An 18,719-nucleotide genomic window follows, 5' to 3' on the forward strand; every position below is an offset into this window, starting at 1 on the left:
GATAACTGGAGGGAATAAACCATGGCCGCCATCGAACGAGAGCTTCGCACGCCGTCCGAACGTCCCGATGCCTGGAGAACGTTCCGGGCAGGCCGCTGGCAGCGGCATATCGACGTCAACGATTTCCTGTCCTTGAACTTAAGGCCTTATGAAGGCGACGAGAAATTCCTCGCGGCAGCGACGCCGGCGACCGTCAAGCTGTGGGAAGAAGCGCTTCGGCTAATGAAGCTGGAACGCGAGAACGGCGGCGTGTTGGACGTCGATACGGAAACGGTCTCGACGATCACCTCGCACGGACCGGGCTATATCGACCGAGCGCTGGAGAAAATCGTCGGCTTGCAGACGGACGCCCCGCTGAAGCGGTCCGTCCAGCCTTTCGGAGGCATCCGGATGGTCGTCGACGCTTGTAACGCTTACGGCTATCAGCTGCCGGAAGAGATCGTACGCACCTTCACGGACATCCGCAAGACGCACAACCAGGGCGTATTCGACGCTTATACGAACGAGATGAGGCTGGCCCGTAAAGCCGCCATCATCACCGGATTGCCGGACGCTTACGGGCGGGGCCGGATCATCGGCGATTACCGCCGGGCTGCGCTGTACGGCGTCGATCGGCTCATCGAAGCGAAGAAGGAAGACTTGGTCCGTTATGAGACCGACGTCATGGACGAAGACACGATCCGGCAACGAGAGGAGCTGTCGGAGCAAATCCGCAGCCTGGGCGAGCTTAAGACGATGGCGGCGGCTTACGGCTTCGACATCGGACGCCCCGCCGCCACCGCGGCGGAAGCGGTGCAGTGGCTGTACTTCGCTTACCTGGCGGCGATCAAGGAACAGAACGGCGCGGCGATGAGCCTCGGGCGCGTTTCCAGCTTCCTGGACATCTATCTGGAGCGCGACATCCAGGAAGGCCGGCTGACCGAGGAAGAGGCGCAAGAGCTGGTCGACCATTTCGTCATGAAGCTTCGCCTCGTGAAATTCCTGCGCACCCCGGACTATAACGAGCTGTTCAGCGGAGATCCGACCTGGGTAACGGAATCGCTCGGCGGCATGGGCAACGACGGCAGGACCCGGGTCACCCGGACGTCTTTCCGGTTCCTGCACACGTTGTATAATCTGGGGCCGGCTCCCGAACCGAATTTGACCGTGCTCTGGTCGACCCGGTTGCCTCAAGGATTCAAGGACTATTGCGCCAAGGTATCGATCGACACCAGCTCGATCCAGTATGAGAACGACGACTTGATGCGGCCGACCTACGGCGACGATTACGGCATCGCCTGCTGCGTCTCGGCGATGCGGATCGGCAAGCAGATGCAGTTCTTCGGCGCCCGCGCGAACTTGGCGAAAGCGCTATTGTACGCGATCAACGGCGGGAAGGACGAGAAGCTCGGCGTTCAAGTCGGCCCGGCGGCGCCTCCGATCGCGGGCGACGCGCTGGACTTCGAAGAGGTCATGAAGCGTTACGACGATACGCTCGAATGGCTTGCCCGACTGTATATGAACACGCTCAACGTCATCCATTACATGCACGACAAGTACAGCTATGAACGGTTGGAAATGGCGCTGCACGACACCGAGATCGTCCGCACGATGGCATGCGGCATCGCCGGATTGTCGGTCGTAGCGGACTCGCTCAGCGCGATCAAGTACGCGAAAGTGCGCCCGATCCGCAATGAGCAAGGCTTAGCCGTCGATTTCGATATCGAAGGGGAATACCCGCAGTACGGCAACAACGACGACCGCGTCGACCAGCTGGCCGTGAAGCTGACGGAGACGTTCATGAACAAGCTGCGCAAGCATCGCGCTTACCGGAACGCCATCCCGACTCAATCGGTGTTGACGATCACTTCGAACGTCGTCTATGGCAAGAAGACCGGCAGTACGCCGGACGGCCGCAAAGCCGACCAGCCGTTCGCGCCAGGCGCCAATCCGATGCACGGCCGCGACCGCAAAGGCGCGCTCGCCTCGCTGAATTCGGTCGCCAAGCTGCCGTATGAGAGCAGCCTGGACGGCATTTCGAACACGTTCTCGCTGATCCCGAAGGCGCTCGGCCGCGAGGCGGACGCCCGGGTGCGCAACCTGACGTCGCTGCTCGACGGTTATGCCGCGAAGGGCGGCCATCACCTCAACGTTAACGTCTTTAACCGGGAGCAGCTGCTGGACGCCATGGAGCATCCGGAGCAGTATCCGCAGTTGACGATCCGGGTATCGGGATACGCGGTCAACTTCATTAAGCTGACCCGCGAGCAGCAGCTGGACGTCATTAACCGAACGTTCCACGGATCGATCTAAGGCGCGAGGACGCCGGATGACGGATACCCGGCCGATCGTGTTCCGAACGCCGCGGGAGGGGGAGCTTATACATGTCGCACACCGGTAGAATTCACTCCGTCGAGACGTTCGGAACGGTCGACGGACCGGGCATCCGGTTCGTCTTGTTCCTTCAAGGCTGCGCGCTGCGCTGCCGCTACTGCCATAATCCCGATTCGTGGGACACGGCAGGCGGAACCTTGCGAACCGTAGACGGGATTTTGGCGGAAATCGAGCCCTATGTCGACTATTATCGGCGCTCCGGAGGAGGCATCACCGTCTCCGGAGGGGAGCCGACGCTCCAAGCTCCGTTCGTCGCCGAACTGTTCAAGGCCTGCAAGGAGCGTTGGAACTTGCATACGGCGCTGGACTCGTCGGGATTCTGCGATCCGTCCCATGCCGAAGAGCTGCTCAAAGTCACCGATCTGGTGCTCCTTGACTTAAAATTGATGGACCGGTTCGGGCATCGACAGCTGACAAGCCAACCGAACGACCGGAGCCTTGCCTTCGCCCGCCATCTGTCCGACCGGGGGAAACGGATGTGGATCCGCCGGGTGCTCGTTCCGGGTGTGACCGACGCCGCGGAGGATTTGATGGATTTGGGGCTGTTTCTCGGGGAGCTCGAAGGCGTCGAGAAAGTTGAAATTCTGCCCTATCACCGGATGGGCGAATACAAATGGCGCCAGCTCGGGCTTCCGTACACGCTGGAAGGGACAGCGGAGCCTGAACCCGAGGAGGTTGATCGGGCGTATCGGATGATCGAGGAAGGCCGCCGGTTGATTCTCGCCGCCGCCCATTAGGGGCGGCTCTCTTCCATTTCCGGAGAACGGAGCGGGACGGAGCAAGTCCAATATTCAAGAAGAGAGGGAGATCTCATGATCGCGCAACCGATTACCGGAGCCATCCTGGCGGGCGGAAGAAGCCGGCAAGGCCGGACGGGGGCGGAGCGGGCGTTGCTGCCGTTCGGAGACGTATGTTTGATCGAGCGCCAAATCCGCGTCATGCGGGAGCTTTGCCATGAAATCATCGTCGTGACGGATACGCCGAAGCCGTTTCTGGACGTGCTCGATAGTTCCGTCCGACTGATCACGGACTATTACGCGGATGCAGGGCCGCTCGGCGGCATGCATGCGGCGCTGCGGCTGGCGAAATATTCCCAGGTCTGGATCGTCGGATGCGGGATGCCGCTGATTTCGGCGGAGGCTGCGGCGCGGCTGGCGGCTTTCCGAACGCCCGAAGCTCGGTCGGTCCTGCCCTTGATCGGCGGGCGCGCGGTCCCGCTGCACGGCGTCTACGACAAGGAGCACGCCGAAACGGCCGGAAAACTGCTGGCCGAAGGTGAGGTTCGGATCGACCGTTTTCTCGGCCAAATCCGCTGGACGGGCGTGGAAACGGAATCATGGACGAAAGAAGAAGGAATCGGCGATTACGCATTCGTCGCGCGGACCGAGCTTGATTTGGAGAGAGCATGCAAGCGAATCCTTCACAAGACGTCCACAAATGGGGGAGCTTGACTGTGACATTTCTCACAGTGGGAAGGTCCCGCGCCTTCTACAATGAGAACGACACGGAACAAGACGGGAGGTGATGGGGATGCCGAAGAAGGAAGAGCCGTCCCTGAAAGGCGCGTTCGCGTCCGTGCTGATTCTCGGCGCGTTCATTCTGCTTTCATGGCTCGGCGTTTTCGCGCTTTACTGGGTTCGAAATTAATATTCGAGAGAGTTTGACTCCGTCAAACTCCCGATTACAAGAGAGAGTGACGTCCATGCACATTCACCGTCTTGAGAAAATCTGGCTCGGCATCGGCATCGCCATGTTGGCCATCTTCCTGATCGTGCTCGGCACGATGGCGTTCAGCATGGGGATGGCGCCGCCGAGCGAACACCACCACACGATCGATCCGGACAAAGTGTCGGAAACCGCGCCGTTCGACAAACCCGGTCTGACGCAGACCGGCGACAAACGGTACGAAGCGGTCATGGTCGCTTACGCGTTCGGCTACGATCCGGCGGAGAAAATGGAGGTGGCGGCCGGGTCTACCGTCGATTTCATGGTGACGAGCTCCGACGTCGTGCATGGCTTTTCCATCGTCGGGACCAACGTCAACATGATGATCGAGCCTGGCGAAATCAGCCATATCAGTTACACGTTCGACAAACCCGGCGAATACTTGCTGCTCTGCAATGAGTATTGCGGAACCGGCCACGAGTATATGGCAACCACTATCGTCGTCAAGCAGGAGGCGCGCGGATGAAAACCTTTGACAGAAAAGACGGCAGGCTGGTGATGGCCCACATCCTGTTCGCGTTCGCGGCGCTGCTGATCGGCGGCATCGCGGGGGCGCTGCAAGGGATGGTGCGCGGAGGCGTCGTGACGCTCCCCGCTAACATCGGCTACTATGAATTGTTAACGGCACACGGCGTGCTGATGGCTCTTATTTTCACGACTTACTTCATTATCGGATTTCTGTATTCCGGCGCCTCCCACACGCTCGGCGGCAGCTTGCTGCCGGCGGCGAAGAAGCTCGGATGGTACGGCTGCTTGATGATGTCCGTCGGGACCGTGATCGGCGTGGTCGTCATCCTGCTCGGGAAAGCCACCGTCCTCTATACGTTCTACGCACCGATGAAAGCATCGCCCTGGTTCTATATCGCGCTGGCGCTGGTCGTCATCGGAAGCTGGCTGAGCGGCTACGGCATTTTCTATCAATATCGCAAATGGAAGAAGGGCAACGCCGGCAAGCCGTCTCCGCTGTTCGGCTACATGGCGGTCGTGACGATGCTGCTCTGGCAAGTGGCGACGATCGGCGTCGCGATCGAGGTCGTCGTGCAGCTTATCCCGTGGTCGTTCGGCTGGGTGGACCGCATCAACGTCGTACTGAGCCGCACGCTGTTCTGGTACTTCGGCCATCCGCTGGTGTACTTCTGGCTGCTGCCCGCCTACATTTGCTGGTACGTCATCATTCCGAAAATCATCGGGGGCCGCATATTCAGCGACGCCTTGGCCCGGTTGTCGTTCATGCTGTTCCTGCTGTTCTCGATTCCGGTCGGTTTCCACCATCAGCTGATGGAACCGGGTATCTCGTCGTTCTGGAAATTCGCCCAAGTCGTGCTGACGTTCATGGTCATCGTTCCGTCGCTGATGACGGCGTTCTCGATGTTCGCGACCTTCGAAATGCTGGGGCGGTCCAAAGGCGCCAAAGGCTTGTTCGGCTGGCTCAAGGTGCTGCCTTGGAAGGACGTGCGGTTCTTCGCGCCGTTCATGGGCATGCTGATCTTCATCCCGGCCGGCGCCGGCGGAGTCATCAACGCAAGCGCTCAAATGAACGCGGTCGTGCATAATACCCTGTGGGTCACCGGCCATTTTCATCTTACCGTAGCAACCAGCGTAGCCTTGACGTTCTTCGGCATCATTTACTGGCTGATCCCGGCCGTGACCGGGCGGGTGCTTACCCCGGCCATGAACCGGCGCGGCATCGTCCAAACGATCGTATGGTGCGTCGGCATGTTCCTCATGTCGGGCTCGATGCATACGGTGGGACTCATGGGTTCGCCGCGGCGTACGGCTTATACGACGTACAACGACCATCCGGACGCGATTCTGTGGATGCCTTACGAGACGGCGATGGCGATCGGCGGCATCATCCTTTTCGTCGGCGTGCTCCTCATCGTATGGAACGTGATTTCGCTGATGCGGGCGCCGAAAGGGGTGACGGAGTATCCGATCGGGGAACCGGCGGACAAGTCGGAGACGACGCCCCGTTTCCTGGAGCGGTGGGGGCTGTGGCTCGGCATCGCGGTGGCGCTGATCGTTTTCGCGTATACGGTTCCGCTGATCGATATGCTGAACAACACGGTGACTTCGCCGGGTTACGTGACTTGGTAACGGAAGACGGACGGTTACAAATTCAATTGATATAGAGGAGGACATGAAGATGAGACTGAATGGAAAAGTCGCGATCGTAACGGGTGCGGCATCGGGCATGGGCAAAGCGATCGCGGAGCGGTTCGCCGCGGAGGGCGCGAAGGTGGTCGTATCGGACCTTCGGGAAGAAGCGGCGCAAGCCGTCGTGACGGGCATCGAGGCGAAAGGCGGCCAAGCGATCGCCGTCGTCGCGAACGTAGCCAAAGAAGATGACGTTCAGCGGCTTGTGGACGAGACGGTGAAAAATTACGGCACCGTAGACATTCTGATCAACAACGCGGGCATCATGGACAATTTCGTTCCCGCCGCGGACTTGACCGACGAGTTGTGGGACCGGGTCATGGCCGTCAACGCGACCGGTCCGATGAGAACGACCCGCAAAGTGCTGCCGATCTTCCTGGAGAAGGGGAAAGGGGCGATCGTCAATATCGCTTCGGTCGGCGGGTTGTACGGCTCGCGGGCCGGCGCCGCGTACACGGCTTCGAAACACGCCGTGATCGGCTTCACGAAGAACGTCGGGTTCCAATATGCGACGCAAGGCATTCGCTGCAACGCAATCGCGCCCGGAGGCGTGAACACCAACATCGGCACGACGATGAACCAGCCGAACCCGTTCGGCATGGAGAAGGCCATGTCCGGCGCCGGCTTCAATCCCCGCGCGGGCGAGCCCTGGGAAATCGCGGCGGCGGCGTTGTTCCTGGCATCCGATGAAGCCAGCTTCGTGAACGGCGCGGTCGTGACCGCGGATGCCGGATGGACGGCTTATTGATTCCTAGGCGCCGGTTCCTGGAAGTTCAGGGCCGGCGTTTTGACTTGGACGTCAAGCTTTCGCTTTTCTCGGCCAGATGAAATACGTGGCGGAAATCATCAAATCGATCGCGAGCACGAGCGACCACAGCTTCCAGGTACCCGCCAAAGCTTCCGTGCGCTCGGGGTCGCCGATCCAAAGGATCAATCCGAATAATAGTCCGCTGCCGAGCAAATAGGCGAGCAGGTGTTTCACCCATCCGTTGAAGTAATGTCTCGCGTGGTCCAGGCCGTACCGCTTCATCGGCTTCGGACCTTGCTTCGTGACATAGTGCTGGAACCGTTCGTCGGCCCAACGGACCATGCTTTTGCCGAAAACGAGCGAGACGGCGATATACACCGCAGCAAGTCCATGCGCCCGGGTCGCTTCGGATCCCCGGTAAAGATCCATGCTCGCGACGGTCAGCAGGACCAAGTCGATGACCGGGGTCAGGGCGAGCAGGAACCATCCCAGTTTTTTTCGGCCTAACGCGTACCTCGCGGCTAACCCGGATAGGATCACGACCCAAAAAGCGATTTCGCTGGCCGCGATCCACCATGCGACAACGTTCAATGAAGCGCCTCCCTTATATAATACAAATGTATTATTAAACAACATGAATTATAGCATCGGCTCTTTTGCAATACAACTGTACGGTTATCTTGTTCCCGGAAATTTTCCTGTGCTACAATGGAGACATGCCGAAAATCGTGGATCATGACGAAAGAAAACGATATATTGCCGAAGCGACGTGGCGCGTCATCCGGGAACAAGGGATGAAAGGGGCGTCCGTCCGGAACATCGCGAAAGAAGCGGGGGTTTCGCTGGGGGCGCTGCGCCACTATTTCTCGACCCAGCAAGAGCTGCTTTCTTTCGCCATGCAGCTCGTCAAGGACCGGGTGAATGACCGGATCGACGCCTGGATTCCGATGGATTTGCCGCCGAAGGAGAAAATCGCGAAAATCTTGCTGGAGCTCGTACCGGTCGATGACGACAAAATGGCGGAAATGGAAGTCTGGTTCGCGTTCACTTTTCAGCGCAAATACGGGGAAGAGCGTTTCGACGCGCTTCACGACGGATTGCTCGACGGAATGCGCAACCTGGTCGGTTATTTGCGGGACACCGGTCTGCTTCGGCCTGAATTGGACCCGGAGGAAGAAGCCGAACGGCTGTACGCCCTGGTCGACGGATTGGCGCTGCATGTCATGCTGGATCCTGCGAGAATCGGCCGGGAACGGATCGTTCGGCTCATGGCCGGCCATCTCGATTCGATTTGCGTACCTTAATCTAAGGAAGAGACTCGGACCGCCGACGCGGCCCGTTTTTTTACGCAATCTCTGCAACCAAAACCGTTTTTCGCAGTCTAATTGGTTATGGAAACGGTTGCCGCATCGTAGATTTGAAAACGATCGGAACGTTGGGATACCTATCGTTAAAGGAGCATGGGGATGGATCAACCGCTGCCTCCAAGAAAAGAAAAAGCTTCGTCCGGCCAACCCCGGAACCCGAAACGGCGCTCCCGCTGGCTGCGTCCCGGGAGAATCCTCCTGATGTCGGCTGGGGTGATTATTGTAACATTAGGGATATACGCGGGATTTCTCTACATGAAGACGATGCAAGCGCTGGGCAACATTTCCGATCCGGCGCCGTCTTCGGCTTCGGAACCGGTCGGCAGCGTCTTGACGCCTTCGGCGGTGCCGGTGCCGTCCCCGGTCGTCCAGCCGACGAACCCCGCGGAACGACCGCTCGGCATGTTGATTCTCGGCCTGGACAACCGGAAGCAGACCGGAAGCATGAACACGGACGTGATGATGGCGGCCGTCTTGGAGCCGGACGGCAAGACGGTCACGGTCGTCTCGATTCCCCGCGATTCCGACTTGAACGTACCGGGCTTCGCCAAGCAGAAAGCCAATTCTTTTTACGCCAGGTATTATACGGAAGCGGTCAAGGAATTCGGCTGGAAGAGCGATGAAGCCAGAAGGTACGCGAGCAACAAAATGGAGAGCCTGCTGTCGGATTTCTTCGGCATTCCGTTTACGTATACGGCCGTACTGGACTTTCAGGGGTTCATCGACGTCGTGGACGAATTGGGCGGCATCTCGGTGTACGTTGACCAAGATATGCGCTGGTGGGATACGGCGGACGGCACCGACATCGACCTGAAGAAGGGGCAGCAGGTGCTGGACGGGGAAGATGCGCTAGGCTTCGTGCGATACCGTCATTCGAAAAACGGGGAGACGCGCGAATCCAGCGACTTCGAGCGGAACGACCGGCAAGACCGGGTGCTCCGGGCGTTGATCGACAAGCTGAAATCGTTCCAAAGCCTGACCAAGCTCGGCGGTCTGCTGGACGCGGTCGGCGATAACGTGAGAACCGACATTCCGCAGGATGTGCTGACGGACCTGATCAAGCATTATTTCGGGGTAGACCGGGACCACGTCCGCTTTATCGCGCTGACGGGGGAATGGATCAGTCCGGTCGTCGTGCTGGATTCGGCCAAATTGGAAGAGGCGAGAACCGCGCTGCGGGAAGCGATGCAGACGGAATCGGATCGGGAGGAAGGCTTGATGCTGCAGCACGAGCCGGCGGGGCCGCTTCCTTCGGACGGATCCGAACGTTCGTAGCGGTATCCGTTGGAGAGTTCACGGCCTGAACGAAAGTAAAAAACGTCTCGGACACCGCGCGGCAGGGTCCGAGACGTTTTCTTATCGTTCATTCGTTCGAGGCGATGCGATCTTTCAAGGACTGCCAGGCGGCCAAGTGTCTCTCCAGTTGTCCGATCAGCGATTGAATGTCTCCGAGCATGCGTTGCCGGTCTTCGTGAGCGAGGGAAACCGGCGCTTCCGGGGGGAGTGACGTATCCGGGGAAAGCGCGCCGAGCAGCTTCTGGAGCTTGGCTTCGAGCGGATTCGATTTGCGTGCCGGGGAGTCCGATCCCGTATCGGAGGATTCGTCTTCGTCAGCCGCTGCCTGCCGCATCGCCCGAGCTTCGGCTTCCTCCGCTTCTTTCGCGGCTTTCGCTTCCGCGAGTTTCGCCCGCTCCTTGCGATTCGCCTCGAGCGTCGACCACGTTTGGAGCAGCTCGTAGCCGGATTTGTACAGCAGCTTGTCTTTGGTCGCGGCGGAGATGTCCGGATCTTTGAACAGCTTGGCGAGTTTCTTGACGTCGCTGACCGGCAATTCGTCCCGCGCGATGAGGAGCGCCAGGGAATCGCGGTGTTCCATCGGCAAATCCTTGATCGGAAGGAGCTGCTCCTCCGTCAGTTTGTCCTTGCGGATTTCCGAGCCGCTGACGATCAGCTTCTTGACTTTGGCGTCGAACTTCAGCAGCTCCAGCTTGTTTTTGATATAATGTTCGGTTTTGCCCAGCTTGCTGGACAGGAATTTGACCGAACTCGTGAATTTCGGGTCGTTCATCAGCTTGTGGAACGCTTCCGCTTCCTCGATCGGAGAGAAGCCTTCACGCGTTAAATTTTCCGCGACTTGCTCCAGATAGATTTCGAGCTCGTCCGTCACGTTCGATACGATGCAGGGAATCGTCGCGCGGCCCAAATTTTTAGAGGCTTTGTACCGGCGATTGCCGTAAATGATTTTATACCTTCCGTTCGGAAGCGTTCGGACCTTGATCGGGGACAACAAGCCGATCTCCGAGATACTGTTCATCAGTTCTTGGATCGCTTCGTCGTCGAACTGGTACCGGGGCTGGTCGGTATCCTCGTCGATGAGATCAAGGGGCAGTTCCACCATTTCCATTTCGCGATTCTCCTTATGTCCGTCAAGTCTACGATATACCGTCATCCGCTCTATTAAGCAAACCATTTTTGCTGCCTAATCGTCAATATGTTCGGTTATACTAGGGAGCAGAGAGAGTTTGGCTCCGCCAAACTCCGATTCTAGGAGGGACGCTTATGGCTTTTGAAAGCGAGCACGTGCTCGTATCCGAGACGGCGTTCGCGGTACGGGACCGCATACGGGACATTTGCGCCCATTTGCCGGAAGCGCGCGAACAGATCGACGGCTTCGGACATACCGTATTCAAGGTCAGGGACAAATCGTTCGTGATGATGGCGGAAGGAATGGCGGGGGACGGCGGCCGGCTGTTCGTCAAAAGCGATAAAGAAACGCAGCAGATGCTGATCGAGAAAGGGCCTTATATCCGGGCGCCCTATATCGGACAGCATGGCTGGGTGAAAATCGACAACGTCGATATCGAAGATTGGGACGAGCTCCGGGAGCTGATCGTGGAAGGGTATTTGCGGGCCGCTCCTAAAACGTTGGCGCGCGCATATTCTAAATCCTGAAGGGTGATGAAGGAGGGATCGGACGGAATTGGGGACATTCAGCAGAGGCTGCTTGTATCTCATTCTCGGCTTCATCGGCCTGACCGTGTTCGCCATGCTGACCGGCAGCTACATCCATATCCCATGGTTCATTTTCATACCGATCGTCATCGGGGTGTTCTGGCTAGCTTCGAAACGTAAATAAAGAAGGAGAGGGGGGGTCCCCTCTCCTTTGTTCGTGATGGCGGGGGTCAGCGGCGGTCGATCGCCTCTTCCATCGTCTTGTCGGTCAAGTGGGCGTAGATTTGCGTCGTCTCCGGGGACGCGTGTCCGAGCTGCTCCTGCGTTTTGTACAAGTCGTTGCGCAAATAGTAGTCGGTGGCGAAAGAATGCCGCAGCTTGTGGACGGACAAGAACGGTTTGCCGAAACGTTTGGCGTATTTGACGACCATTTCCTGGATCGCGCGTTTGGTCATGCGGGAGCCTTCCCGGCGGCCGTTCGCGACGGCGAGGAACAGGGCTTTCTCCCGCTTCGGCGCCTTGTAGCGGATCTCCCGCAGGGCGAGATACTGCTCGAGGTCGTCGACGGCGTCTTGTCGGAAGTAGACCGGCGTCTTGAAGGTGTCATCGTTCTTGCCTTTACGGTAGACGTGCACGAGCTTGCGCTTCATATCGAGATCGTCCACGTTGAGATTGACCAGTTCAGACACGCGGAGGCCGGAGTTCAGGATCAGGCTGACGATGCAGCAGTCGCGGATGCGATTGAGCTCGTGCGAGTAGGCCGCCTGCTTGTTGTTCGCTACCTCGTGGCCGTAATCGGTGCGGATGTATTGGATGAATTCGGCGATTTCCGATTCCTGCAGCAGCTTGCCCTCCAGCTTGGCCGCCGTGTCCTTGGGCTTCTGGGTGCGCTTGACGGAGACTTTGGCCATGACGTTGCGCTTGAGCAGCGGGTAGAAGTTCTCGTCCTCCGCGATCTGGCTGAGATAGTGGAACAAGGACCGGAGGGAGGAGAGCTTGCGGGAGATGGTCGTCCGACTGTTCGCATGCTCTTTGCGGGTGGACAGGAACATGCGGAAATTGTCCACGCTGTCCATGTGCAGCCGTTCCAGATCCTCGATCGGAATGGCGCTGATCTTGTCGGCCGACGTGAGGCCTTCCGCCAGCAGCCAAGAGAAGAATGTCTCGTAATCCCGGACGTATTCCAATAAGGAAGACGGGGACAGATCGGGCAGCTTATAGCTGATGAATTTCTCGACGTACCAAGGCATGGCCGGCAAATGCTTCTCGAGTTCTTCCCGGTCTTTCTTTTTCTGTAGGTTCAACGAGATTCGCCTCCCGGGCGGTTCTACCTATTACTTTAACGGGCCCGGGGCGGCCTGGCAAGCGCTGGCGCCGGTCGAGGGGAGAAGGGTCGCCGCCGCGGAACGTACGGTGGATAAAGCTGATTGGAGGAAGCAATCCGCCTGCGAGGGAGCGATCCGGGTCTCTTTCCCTCGGTTGGTTATCGGAGAACGGACTGGATTGTCGAATGTTTAATGTCGTTAACTTTGTTGGCGGACCATTCGCTCCGGCTTTACGATTTCATCGAACTGTTCTTCGGTGAGCAGACCGCTCCGCAGCGCGGCTTCCTTCAGCGTCAGCCCTTCCTTGTGCGCGGTTTTGGCGATGGAAGCCGCGTTCTCGTAACCGATCAGCGGGTTAAGCGCGGTGACCAGCATGAGCGAACGTTCCAGGTGCGAGCGGATCGCCGGCAAGTTCGGCTCGATGCCGACGGCGCAGTTGTCGTTGAACGAGCGCATCGCGTCGGAGAGCAGGCGGGCGCTCTGCAGGAACATGTGGGCGATGACCGGCTTGAACACGTTCAGCTCGAAATTGCCTTGGCTGGCGGCGAAGCCGATCGCCGCGTCGTTGCCCATCACCTGGCAGACGACCATCGTCATCGCTTCGGACTGGGTCGGGTTGACTTTGCCGGGCATGATCGAGCTGCCCGGTTCGTTGGCCGGAATCGTGATCTCGCCGATGCCGCTGCGGGGGCCGCTGGCCAGCCAGCGCACGTCGTTGGCGATCTTCATCAAGTCCGCCGCCAGCGCCTTGAGCGCGCCGTGAACGAACACGATTTCGTCATGGCTCGTGAGGGCATGGAATTTGTTCGGCGCGGAGACGAATCGGCGGCCGGTCAAGCGCGAGATCTCCGCGGCCGTACGCTCGCCGAACTCCGGATGGGCATTGATCCCGGTGCCGACGGCGGTTCCGCCGATGGCAAGCTCTCTCAGCGATTCGGAAGCGGTACGGATCATCCGTTCCGTCTTTTCGAGCATGCGGTGCCAGCCGCTGATTTCCTGGCCGAGCGTGAGCGGCGTGGCGTCCTGCAGATGGGTTCGGCCGATTTTGATGATGTCGGCGAACTGCCGGCTTTTGTCGGCCAGCGTTTGCTTGAGTTCGTTAAGGGACGGAAGGACCCGTTCCTCGATCGCGGTCAGCGCCGCCATATGCATCGCGGTCGGGAACGTATCGTTCGAGCTTTGGGACATGTTGACGTCGTCGTTGGGATGGACGGCGGTTCCGCTGCTTTTGGAGGCTAAATGGGCAATGACTTCGTTCACGTTCATGTTGGACTGCGTGCCGCTGCCCGTCTGCCATACGACAAGCGGGAAATGATCGTCGTACTCGCCCGCGATGATCTCGTCGGCCGCTTGGATGATGGCCTGCGCTTTGATATCGCTCAGCTTGCCAAGTTCGCGGTTCACGACCGCGGCGCAACGCTTGAGCATGGCGATCGCCAGAATGATTTCGATGGGCATGCGCTCCGTGCCGATCCGGAAATTTTCCGAGCTGCGCTGCGTCTGCGCTCCCCACAACCGGTCCACCCGTACCCGGATTTCGCCGATCGTATCTTTTTCCACGCGGTATTCCATAAGAACCGCCTCCCTTGTGCAATGGATGCGAATATGGTTTATTACCTATAGAGTACCTCCGATCCCCATGAAATACCAAATCAAGGAGTGAACCCTCGTGGCCATTGCCCAAGTTACGATCGTACCGATCGGTACGGGATCGACCAGCCTCAGCGGATATGTGGCGGAGCTGCAGCGCGTGTTGGAAAGGGCGGGAGGACCCGTCCGTTATGAGTTGACGGCGATGAGCACCATCATTGAAGGCGAGCTGGAGGATATACTGCAGGTCGTGCGGGAGATGCATGAGGCGCCGTTCGCGCAGGGAGCCCTGCGGGTCTCGACGACGCTGACCATCGACGACCGCAGGGACAAAGCGGCCTCGATCCGATCGAAGGTGGAGTCGGTGGAGCGGAAGTTGAGAGGCTGATTCGGTTCGATTGAAGCCGTGTTGACTGTCGTGCGTATTTCATGGCGGATTTCGAGAGAATGCGGCCTTTGAGTAAGACTTGTCGAACAAAGGGGGAGCGTCGTGGGATCAGCTGTCTATGTCGTCATTTGGGCGATTCTCATTGGAGTTCCCGTACTTGCAGCGTGGAAAAGACGCTGGCTCGTATTCGCGTGTTACGCGGCAGGGACGTTGATTTTTCTGTTCGCTTCGCTGCGGGACAGAGACGGTTGGGACGATCTCGCGGATCTTGCCACTCTTATGGTCGTGACGTTACCGTTATATTTGATCGGAACTTTGATCTGGCTGATTCTTGCCGTACGAAGAAGATCAATACGCTAATTGTTTGCGACACCGTCTGGGAAACTTGGTAGAATCGGAGTAAATAGGCAGCCACCCGAAAGCATCGGAGACAGCTGAGCGTTCAGCTTGTCTCCTTTTTTGTTGGACGGGGCTGCGAGGGAGGAAGTTGAAGATGCGCTCTAAGGTTGATGCGGAAGGCAGGATCGCGGTTCATCTTCGATTCCCTTGTCCTAAAGAATGGCTGGACGAGATCCGAAGCATTCGCGGCCGGACGGACGATCCGATCGTCCGGAACCGGAAACTCCCCGCGACCACGGAGAATGTCCAACATTTGTGCGTTGTGCGAAGCGGAAAATAGGGCAGGATTCCAGAACATCTGGGTGTTCCCGAAATACGAGAAAAAGCTCCCATCCGTAATGTCGATGTCCGAAGTGCGACGGTTATTAGAGTCCGTGAAAAACCTAAAGCACCGCACGATCCTCACCTTGATCTATTCATCGGGGCTCCGGATCAGCGAGGTCGTCAAGTTGAAGCGTATAGACGTGGATCCTACTCGCCGAACGTTGCACATTCGTCAAAGCAAAGGCCGCAAGGACCGATATACCGTTCTATCGCCAATTGCCTATCGAATGTTGGAAGAGTACTTAAATAGAAATTACGTTGAAGATTATTTATTCCCCAGCGGAGACTCAATGAACAAACCTCTGAATGTCCGAAGCATCCAACACGTATTCGAACGAGCGAAACGGCTTGCTGGGGTCACCAAGCCGACCACTGTTCATACGTTACGCCATTCGTTCGCGACCCATCTATTGGAGGAAGGCACCGATTTGCGCTATATCCAAGAACTGCTCGGACATGCAAGCTCCAAAACCACGGAAATTTACACCCACGTCAGCATTAAAGACATTCGCCGCATCAAAAGTCCTTTGGATCGCATGGATGAAAAGAACGAGGAGGAGGAGGGCTTGTGAGACTGTGTTGCAATAAAGGAAATTTCAGGATAATTAGCGAATACATAGTATTGATGCTGGGTAGATCAATGGCGGAAATGCTGCGCAATAAAAAGAACTTAGCGCGTTTATCACGAACAATATGCGCAGAATAGACGTTATCTGAAATACGGCTGAACTGCTTTAAAGTCTGTCCTGGACTAGGTGATCCATATGAATCAGCAGGTAATAAATATTCGGATCTGTACTCACAATGATTTAGACTTACTCGCTCAACTTAATAAGCAGCTCATTGAAGATGAAATGCATGATAACACAATGGACCTTGATCAACTCAAAGAAAGAATGAATAAATTAATCAGTTCAGAGTACAAGGCGTATCTATTTTTTGAAGACATGGATGAATTGCGAGGATATGCGCTAATAAATCATAGTAAAGATCCTTTGTATTTAAGACAGTTCTTTATCTGCAGGGAATATAGAAGACAAGGATATGGGAAATCAGCATTCAAGAGTCTAATAGATTTCTTAGATTCAGACAATATCGACATAGAAGTAATGCACTGGAATGAACGAGGGCATCGATTTTGGAAGTCTATCGGTTTCAAAGAAAGAAGTATCTATATGAGATTAGAGAAGTGATGATAGGGTATAAGCTGATTCGAGGATGACCGTACTTCAGATAACATCGCATTCACGCATCGCAGCCTTACGGCTGCTCGGTCCGACAGAGGCATTTCGAGGAAGCGGATCCAGGTGGACAACCCTGCGAACCTAACCGCGTCGCGGCCGCCCCGTTGGGGCTTAAGGTTCTCGGGCTCGTGAATACGAGGGACGTTATCTGCAATTACTTGCAGGGCTTTATAAAGAGAGGAGTATCGAGGATGCTAATAACTTTTTTGCTGCGCATTTTATTGTATGCTTCTCCTAAGGTTGAATTTTCAGATCGTGAAATTACTGAATATGAAGATCTAATTTCAACGATCGGAGAAGGGGAGTTGCTTTCATATAACTTGTCGAATCCCAAATACCGATTTTTACAGTATTTATCTCTGAAAGGCAGTTATTTGTTTCACGGTTCAAACAATCACAATATTGAATTATTTGAGCCACGGAATCAAACACTTTTTAACGGAAAACCAACGCAAGCTGTTTTTGCATCTTCTGAACCAATTTGGTCAACTTTTTATAGTGTTTTTAATCGTAGTAGTTTGGTAGGGGGGGGTCGGAATGGTTGTATTGTTTGCAAGAATAAGAAATATCATTACTATTCATTGAACGATTCAACAATAAAGAATAACCCATGGACCGAAGGAATGCTATATATCTTGCCTAAAAACTGCTTCGTAAAATCAGATAGTGGAAAAATTCATTTTGATGAATGGATTAGTCATGATCATGTAAAACCTGCTGGCAGGCTAATTGTCAATATTGACGATTTCTACTTTAAGAATAAAGTTGCCACTCACAACCGTAAGGAATCCATGATAAAGACATGGTTACTTTATAAAGTCAGGACATTGAGAGCGAACCCGATGAGGGCAAGTAACAGCAGATAACATCGCATTCACGCGGCGGGCCTTATGGCCCTTGGTCGCCAGAGGCAATTCGAGGAAGCGGATTCAGGCGACAACCCTGCGAACCTAACCGCGTCGCGGCCGCCCCGTTGGGGCTTAAGGTTCTCGGGTTCGTGAATGCGAGGAACGTTAGCTGAAATCATGCATTGAATCGGGGTGAGTCAGTGAAGTATTTTGTCTCGGATGATCATTGGGATATAGAAGGGTATTGGAGCCAATTAAGAAATTTAGAATCAAGGTTCTCAAAGGAAACATTCAAAATAATATCAAACCATTCGTTCCACGATGCAGATGTTGTGGAATTTACTATTTTAAATACATCAATAATCAGGAGAACGCTAGACCCAACAACTGTAAGAGCAAGATTACGTGATATTGATGGCTATGAATATGAGCTTAATTGGGTTGGCGTTAACCAAATTGAATTATCGTTTAGTGGGAGAAAGAAACTATATTATTCAGATAAAGAAAACGATTATTACTTAACTGATAAAGATAGACGTGGATTAGAAGAGTGGGCTTATGATGAATTAACTTCGTTTGACCCGAATTATTTGTTTCACGAAATTACTTTACATTCGGGGGCTTGGATTAAACTGCTATTTAGAAAGATGACTGTTAAACGTATTCGAAGATGGCATGACTTCAGCTAACACTGTATTCACGCGTCGAGCCGGCATTCGCTGTCTCTCGGTTCGCCCGAGGCATTTCGAGGAAGCTGAATCAGGCGGACAACCCTGCGAACCTACCCGCGTCGCGGCCGCCCCTTTGGGGCTTAAGGTTCTCGGGTTCGTGAATACGAGAGACGTTAGATGAAACCACGCGAAAGAGTTTTATTGTCGTATTTCAAGGAGGGTTTGAATGAATAATATTCGACTTATCGTGCAGAATTTGTTTCCGAATAATGAGTTTTTATTTAGTCTTTCAGCAAGTGAGATAGTAGAGCATATATGTGTAGGTGTTTACGAAGAAGAAACACATTTACTTAGGGATNTCCGAATAATGAGTTTTTATTTAGTCTTTCAGCAAGTGAGATAGTAGAGCATATATGTGTAGGTGTTTACGAAGAAGAAACACATTTACTTAGGGATAAAGTGATTCTTTCCAGTATTCCACAATTGATTTTTTTGGATATTTAGAAAACTCAACTGGATATTTCATTGATGAGACAATTGAGGTTCTGGAGAGAATAGGGGCTGTAAGTGACGCTATAGCCCTAAATAATATAAAGAGGATATTAGTT

The 18,719-nt window shown here is 55.4% G+C and carries 20 protein-coding genes; 16 read left to right on the forward strand and 4 right to left on the reverse strand.

What is annotated here, in order from left to right; translation table 11 throughout:
- Window positions 1-21 precede the first annotated feature (21 nt).
- From pflB to PTZ19_RS23135, 7 genes are all read left to right on the forward strand, one after another.
- Complete coding sequence (pflB, locus tag PTZ19_RS23105) at window positions 22-2,292, forward strand: formate C-acetyltransferase (RefSeq protein WP_276358004.1); 2,271 nt, start codon at window positions 22-24, stop codon at window positions 2,290-2,292.
- A 71-nt stretch (window positions 2,293-2,363) separates the two neighbouring features.
- Window positions 2,364-3,110, forward strand: a complete 747-nt coding sequence (pflA, locus tag PTZ19_RS23110) for a pyruvate formate-lyase-activating protein (protein WP_276358005.1) — start codon at window positions 2,364-2,366, stop codon at window positions 3,108-3,110.
- A gap of 75 nt (window positions 3,111-3,185) precedes the next feature.
- Window positions 3,186-3,824 carry a molybdenum cofactor guanylyltransferase gene (gene mobA / locus PTZ19_RS23115; protein WP_276358006.1) on the forward strand — a complete coding sequence of 213 codons (639 nt, stop codon included), beginning with the start codon at window positions 3,186-3,188 and terminating at the stop codon, window positions 3,822-3,824.
- A gap of 79 nt (window positions 3,825-3,903) precedes the next feature.
- A complete protein-coding gene (locus PTZ19_RS23120; protein ID WP_276358007.1) occupies window positions 3,904-4,020 on the forward strand; it encodes a cytochrome c oxidase subunit 2A in 117 nt (38 codons plus the stop codon).
- 55 nt (window positions 4,021-4,075) lie between these two features.
- A complete protein-coding gene (locus PTZ19_RS23125) occupies window positions 4,076-4,564 on the forward strand; it encodes a cytochrome c oxidase subunit II (RefSeq protein WP_276358008.1) in 489 nt (162 codons plus the stop codon).
- On the forward strand, window positions 4,561-6,195 hold the full coding sequence (locus PTZ19_RS23130; RefSeq protein ID WP_276358009.1) for a b(o/a)3-type cytochrome-c oxidase subunit 1: 1,635 nt from the start codon (window positions 4,561-4,563) through the stop codon (window positions 6,193-6,195). Before PTZ19_RS23125 ends, PTZ19_RS23130 begins: the two co-directional genes overlap by 4 nt.
- Before the next feature lie 49 nt (window positions 6,196-6,244).
- A complete protein-coding gene (locus tag PTZ19_RS23135; RefSeq protein ID WP_276358010.1) occupies window positions 6,245-7,003 on the forward strand; it encodes an SDR family oxidoreductase in 759 nt (252 codons plus the stop codon).
- A 51-nt stretch (window positions 7,004-7,054) separates the two neighbouring features.
- Here the strand turns inward: PTZ19_RS23135 and PTZ19_RS23140 are convergent, their stop codons facing one another.
- Window positions 7,055-7,594, reverse strand: coding sequence for a hypothetical protein (locus PTZ19_RS23140; protein WP_276358011.1), 540 nt, complete (start codon window positions 7,592-7,594; stop codon window positions 7,055-7,057).
- Between the two features lie 125 nt (window positions 7,595-7,719).
- On the opposite strand from PTZ19_RS23140, the gene PTZ19_RS23145 reads away from it, so the two are divergent.
- Window positions 7,720-8,307, forward strand: coding sequence for a TetR/AcrR family transcriptional regulator (locus PTZ19_RS23145; RefSeq protein WP_276358012.1), 588 nt, complete (start codon window positions 7,720-7,722; stop codon window positions 8,305-8,307).
- A gap of 318 nt (window positions 8,308-8,625) precedes the next feature.
- Window positions 8,626-9,645, forward strand: a complete 1,020-nt coding sequence (locus tag PTZ19_RS23150; protein WP_276358013.1) for an LCP family protein — start codon at window positions 8,626-8,628, stop codon at window positions 9,643-9,645.
- A gap of 88 nt (window positions 9,646-9,733) precedes the next feature.
- Here PTZ19_RS23150 and PTZ19_RS23155 read toward each other — a convergent pair whose 3' ends face one another.
- Window positions 9,734-10,774, reverse strand: a complete 1,041-nt coding sequence (locus PTZ19_RS23155) for a ParB/RepB/Spo0J family partition protein (protein WP_276358014.1) — start codon at window positions 10,772-10,774, stop codon at window positions 9,734-9,736.
- A 155-nt stretch (window positions 10,775-10,929) separates the two neighbouring features.
- Between PTZ19_RS23155 and PTZ19_RS23160 the strand changes: the two genes are divergently transcribed.
- Entirely contained in the window at window positions 10,930-11,322 is a 393-nt protein-coding gene (locus PTZ19_RS23160; protein WP_276358015.1) for an MmcQ/YjbR family DNA-binding protein, read from the forward strand.
- Window positions 11,323-11,350: 28 nt separating this feature from the next.
- The gene (locus tag PTZ19_RS23165; RefSeq protein ID WP_276358016.1) at window positions 11,351-11,506 is read left to right on the forward strand and encodes a hypothetical protein; all 156 of its coding nucleotides are present in this window, start codon (window positions 11,351-11,353) and stop codon (window positions 11,504-11,506) included.
- 46 nt (window positions 11,507-11,552) lie between these two features.
- On the opposite strand, the gene xerS is transcribed toward PTZ19_RS23165, so the two are convergent.
- Together xerS and fumC are read right to left on the reverse strand one after the other, a co-directional pair.
- The gene (gene xerS, locus PTZ19_RS23170) at window positions 11,553-12,626 is read right to left on the reverse strand and encodes a tyrosine recombinase XerS (RefSeq protein ID WP_276358017.1); all 1,074 of its coding nucleotides are present in this window, start codon (window positions 12,624-12,626) and stop codon (window positions 11,553-11,555) included.
- A gap of 219 nt (window positions 12,627-12,845) precedes the next feature.
- Window positions 12,846-14,219, reverse strand: a complete 1,374-nt coding sequence (fumC, locus tag PTZ19_RS23175; RefSeq protein ID WP_276358018.1) for a class II fumarate hydratase — start codon at window positions 14,217-14,219, stop codon at window positions 12,846-12,848.
- A 97-nt stretch (window positions 14,220-14,316) separates the two neighbouring features.
- Between fumC and PTZ19_RS23180 the strand changes: the two genes are divergently transcribed.
- The 5 genes from PTZ19_RS23180 to PTZ19_RS23200 all read left to right on the forward strand — a co-directional run bounded on the left by PTZ19_RS23180 (window position 14,317) and on the right by PTZ19_RS23200 (window position 18,129).
- A complete protein-coding gene (locus PTZ19_RS23180) occupies window positions 14,317-14,625 on the forward strand; it encodes an MTH1187 family thiamine-binding protein (protein WP_276358019.1) in 309 nt (102 codons plus the stop codon).
- Between the two features lie 641 nt (window positions 14,626-15,266).
- Window positions 15,267-15,920, forward strand: coding sequence for a tyrosine-type recombinase/integrase (locus PTZ19_RS23185; protein WP_276358020.1), 654 nt, complete (start codon window positions 15,267-15,269; stop codon window positions 15,918-15,920).
- A 192-nt stretch (window positions 15,921-16,112) separates the two neighbouring features.
- Entirely contained in the window at window positions 16,113-16,541 is a 429-nt protein-coding gene (locus PTZ19_RS23190; RefSeq protein ID WP_276358021.1) for a GNAT family N-acetyltransferase, read from the forward strand.
- 242 nt (window positions 16,542-16,783) lie between these two features.
- The gene (locus PTZ19_RS23195; protein WP_276358022.1) at window positions 16,784-17,458 is read left to right on the forward strand and encodes a hypothetical protein; all 675 of its coding nucleotides are present in this window, start codon (window positions 16,784-16,786) and stop codon (window positions 17,456-17,458) included.
- 182 nt (window positions 17,459-17,640) lie between these two features.
- Window positions 17,641-18,129 carry a hypothetical protein gene (locus PTZ19_RS23200; protein WP_276358023.1) on the forward strand — a complete coding sequence of 163 codons (489 nt, stop codon included), beginning with the start codon at window positions 17,641-17,643 and terminating at the stop codon, window positions 18,127-18,129.
- Window positions 18,130-18,719 lie beyond the last annotated feature (590 nt).

Source organism: Cohnella caldifontis, assembly GCF_029360585.1.
GTDB classification, from domain to species: Bacteria; Bacillota; Bacilli; order Paenibacillales; family Paenibacillaceae; genus Cohnella; species Cohnella caldifontis.

What these genes read in the sequence shown, in the direction of transcription:
- pflB (WP_276358004.1), top strand. Translation starts at nt 22, where the DNA reads ATGGCCGCCATCGAACGAGAGCTTCGCACGCCGTCCGAACGTCCCGAT.
- pflA (WP_276358005.1), top strand. Translation starts at nt 2,364, where the DNA reads ATGTCGCACACCGGTAGAATTCACTCCGTCGAGACGTTCGGAACGGTC.
- mobA (WP_276358006.1), top strand. Translation starts at nt 3,186, where the DNA reads ATGATCGCGCAACCGATTACCGGAGCCATCCTGGCGGGCGGAAGAAGC.
- PTZ19_RS23120 (WP_276358007.1), top strand. Translation starts at nt 3,904, where the DNA reads ATGCCGAAGAAGGAAGAGCCGTCCCTGAAAGGCGCGTTCGCGTCCGTG.
- PTZ19_RS23125 (WP_276358008.1), top strand. Translation starts at nt 4,076, where the DNA reads ATGCACATTCACCGTCTTGAGAAAATCTGGCTCGGCATCGGCATCGCC.
- PTZ19_RS23130 (WP_276358009.1), top strand. Translation starts at nt 4,561, where the DNA reads ATGAAAACCTTTGACAGAAAAGACGGCAGGCTGGTGATGGCCCACATC.
- PTZ19_RS23135 (WP_276358010.1), top strand. Translation starts at nt 6,245, where the DNA reads ATGAGACTGAATGGAAAAGTCGCGATCGTAACGGGTGCGGCATCGGGC.
- PTZ19_RS23145 (WP_276358012.1), top strand. Translation starts at nt 7,720, where the DNA reads ATGCCGAAAATCGTGGATCATGACGAAAGAAAACGATATATTGCCGAA.
- PTZ19_RS23150 (WP_276358013.1), top strand. Translation starts at nt 8,626, where the DNA reads ATGAAGACGATGCAAGCGCTGGGCAACATTTCCGATCCGGCGCCGTCT.
- PTZ19_RS23155 (WP_276358014.1), bottom strand. Translation starts at nt 10,774, where the DNA reads ATGGAAATGGTGGAACTGCCCCTTGATCTCATCGACGAGGATACCGAC.
- PTZ19_RS23160 (WP_276358015.1), top strand. Translation starts at nt 10,930, where the DNA reads ATGGCTTTTGAAAGCGAGCACGTGCTCGTATCCGAGACGGCGTTCGCG.
- fumC (WP_276358018.1), bottom strand. Translation starts at nt 14,219, where the DNA reads ATGGAATACCGCGTGGAAAAAGATACGATCGGCGAAATCCGGGTACGG.
- PTZ19_RS23185 (WP_276358020.1), top strand. Translation starts at nt 15,267, where the DNA reads ATGTCCAACATTTGTGCGTTGTGCGAAGCGGAAAATAGGGCAGGATTC.
- PTZ19_RS23190 (WP_276358021.1), top strand. Translation starts at nt 16,113, where the DNA reads ATGAATCAGCAGGTAATAAATATTCGGATCTGTACTCACAATGATTTA.
- PTZ19_RS23195 (WP_276358022.1), top strand. Translation starts at nt 16,784, where the DNA reads ATGCTAATAACTTTTTTGCTGCGCATTTTATTGTATGCTTCTCCTAAG.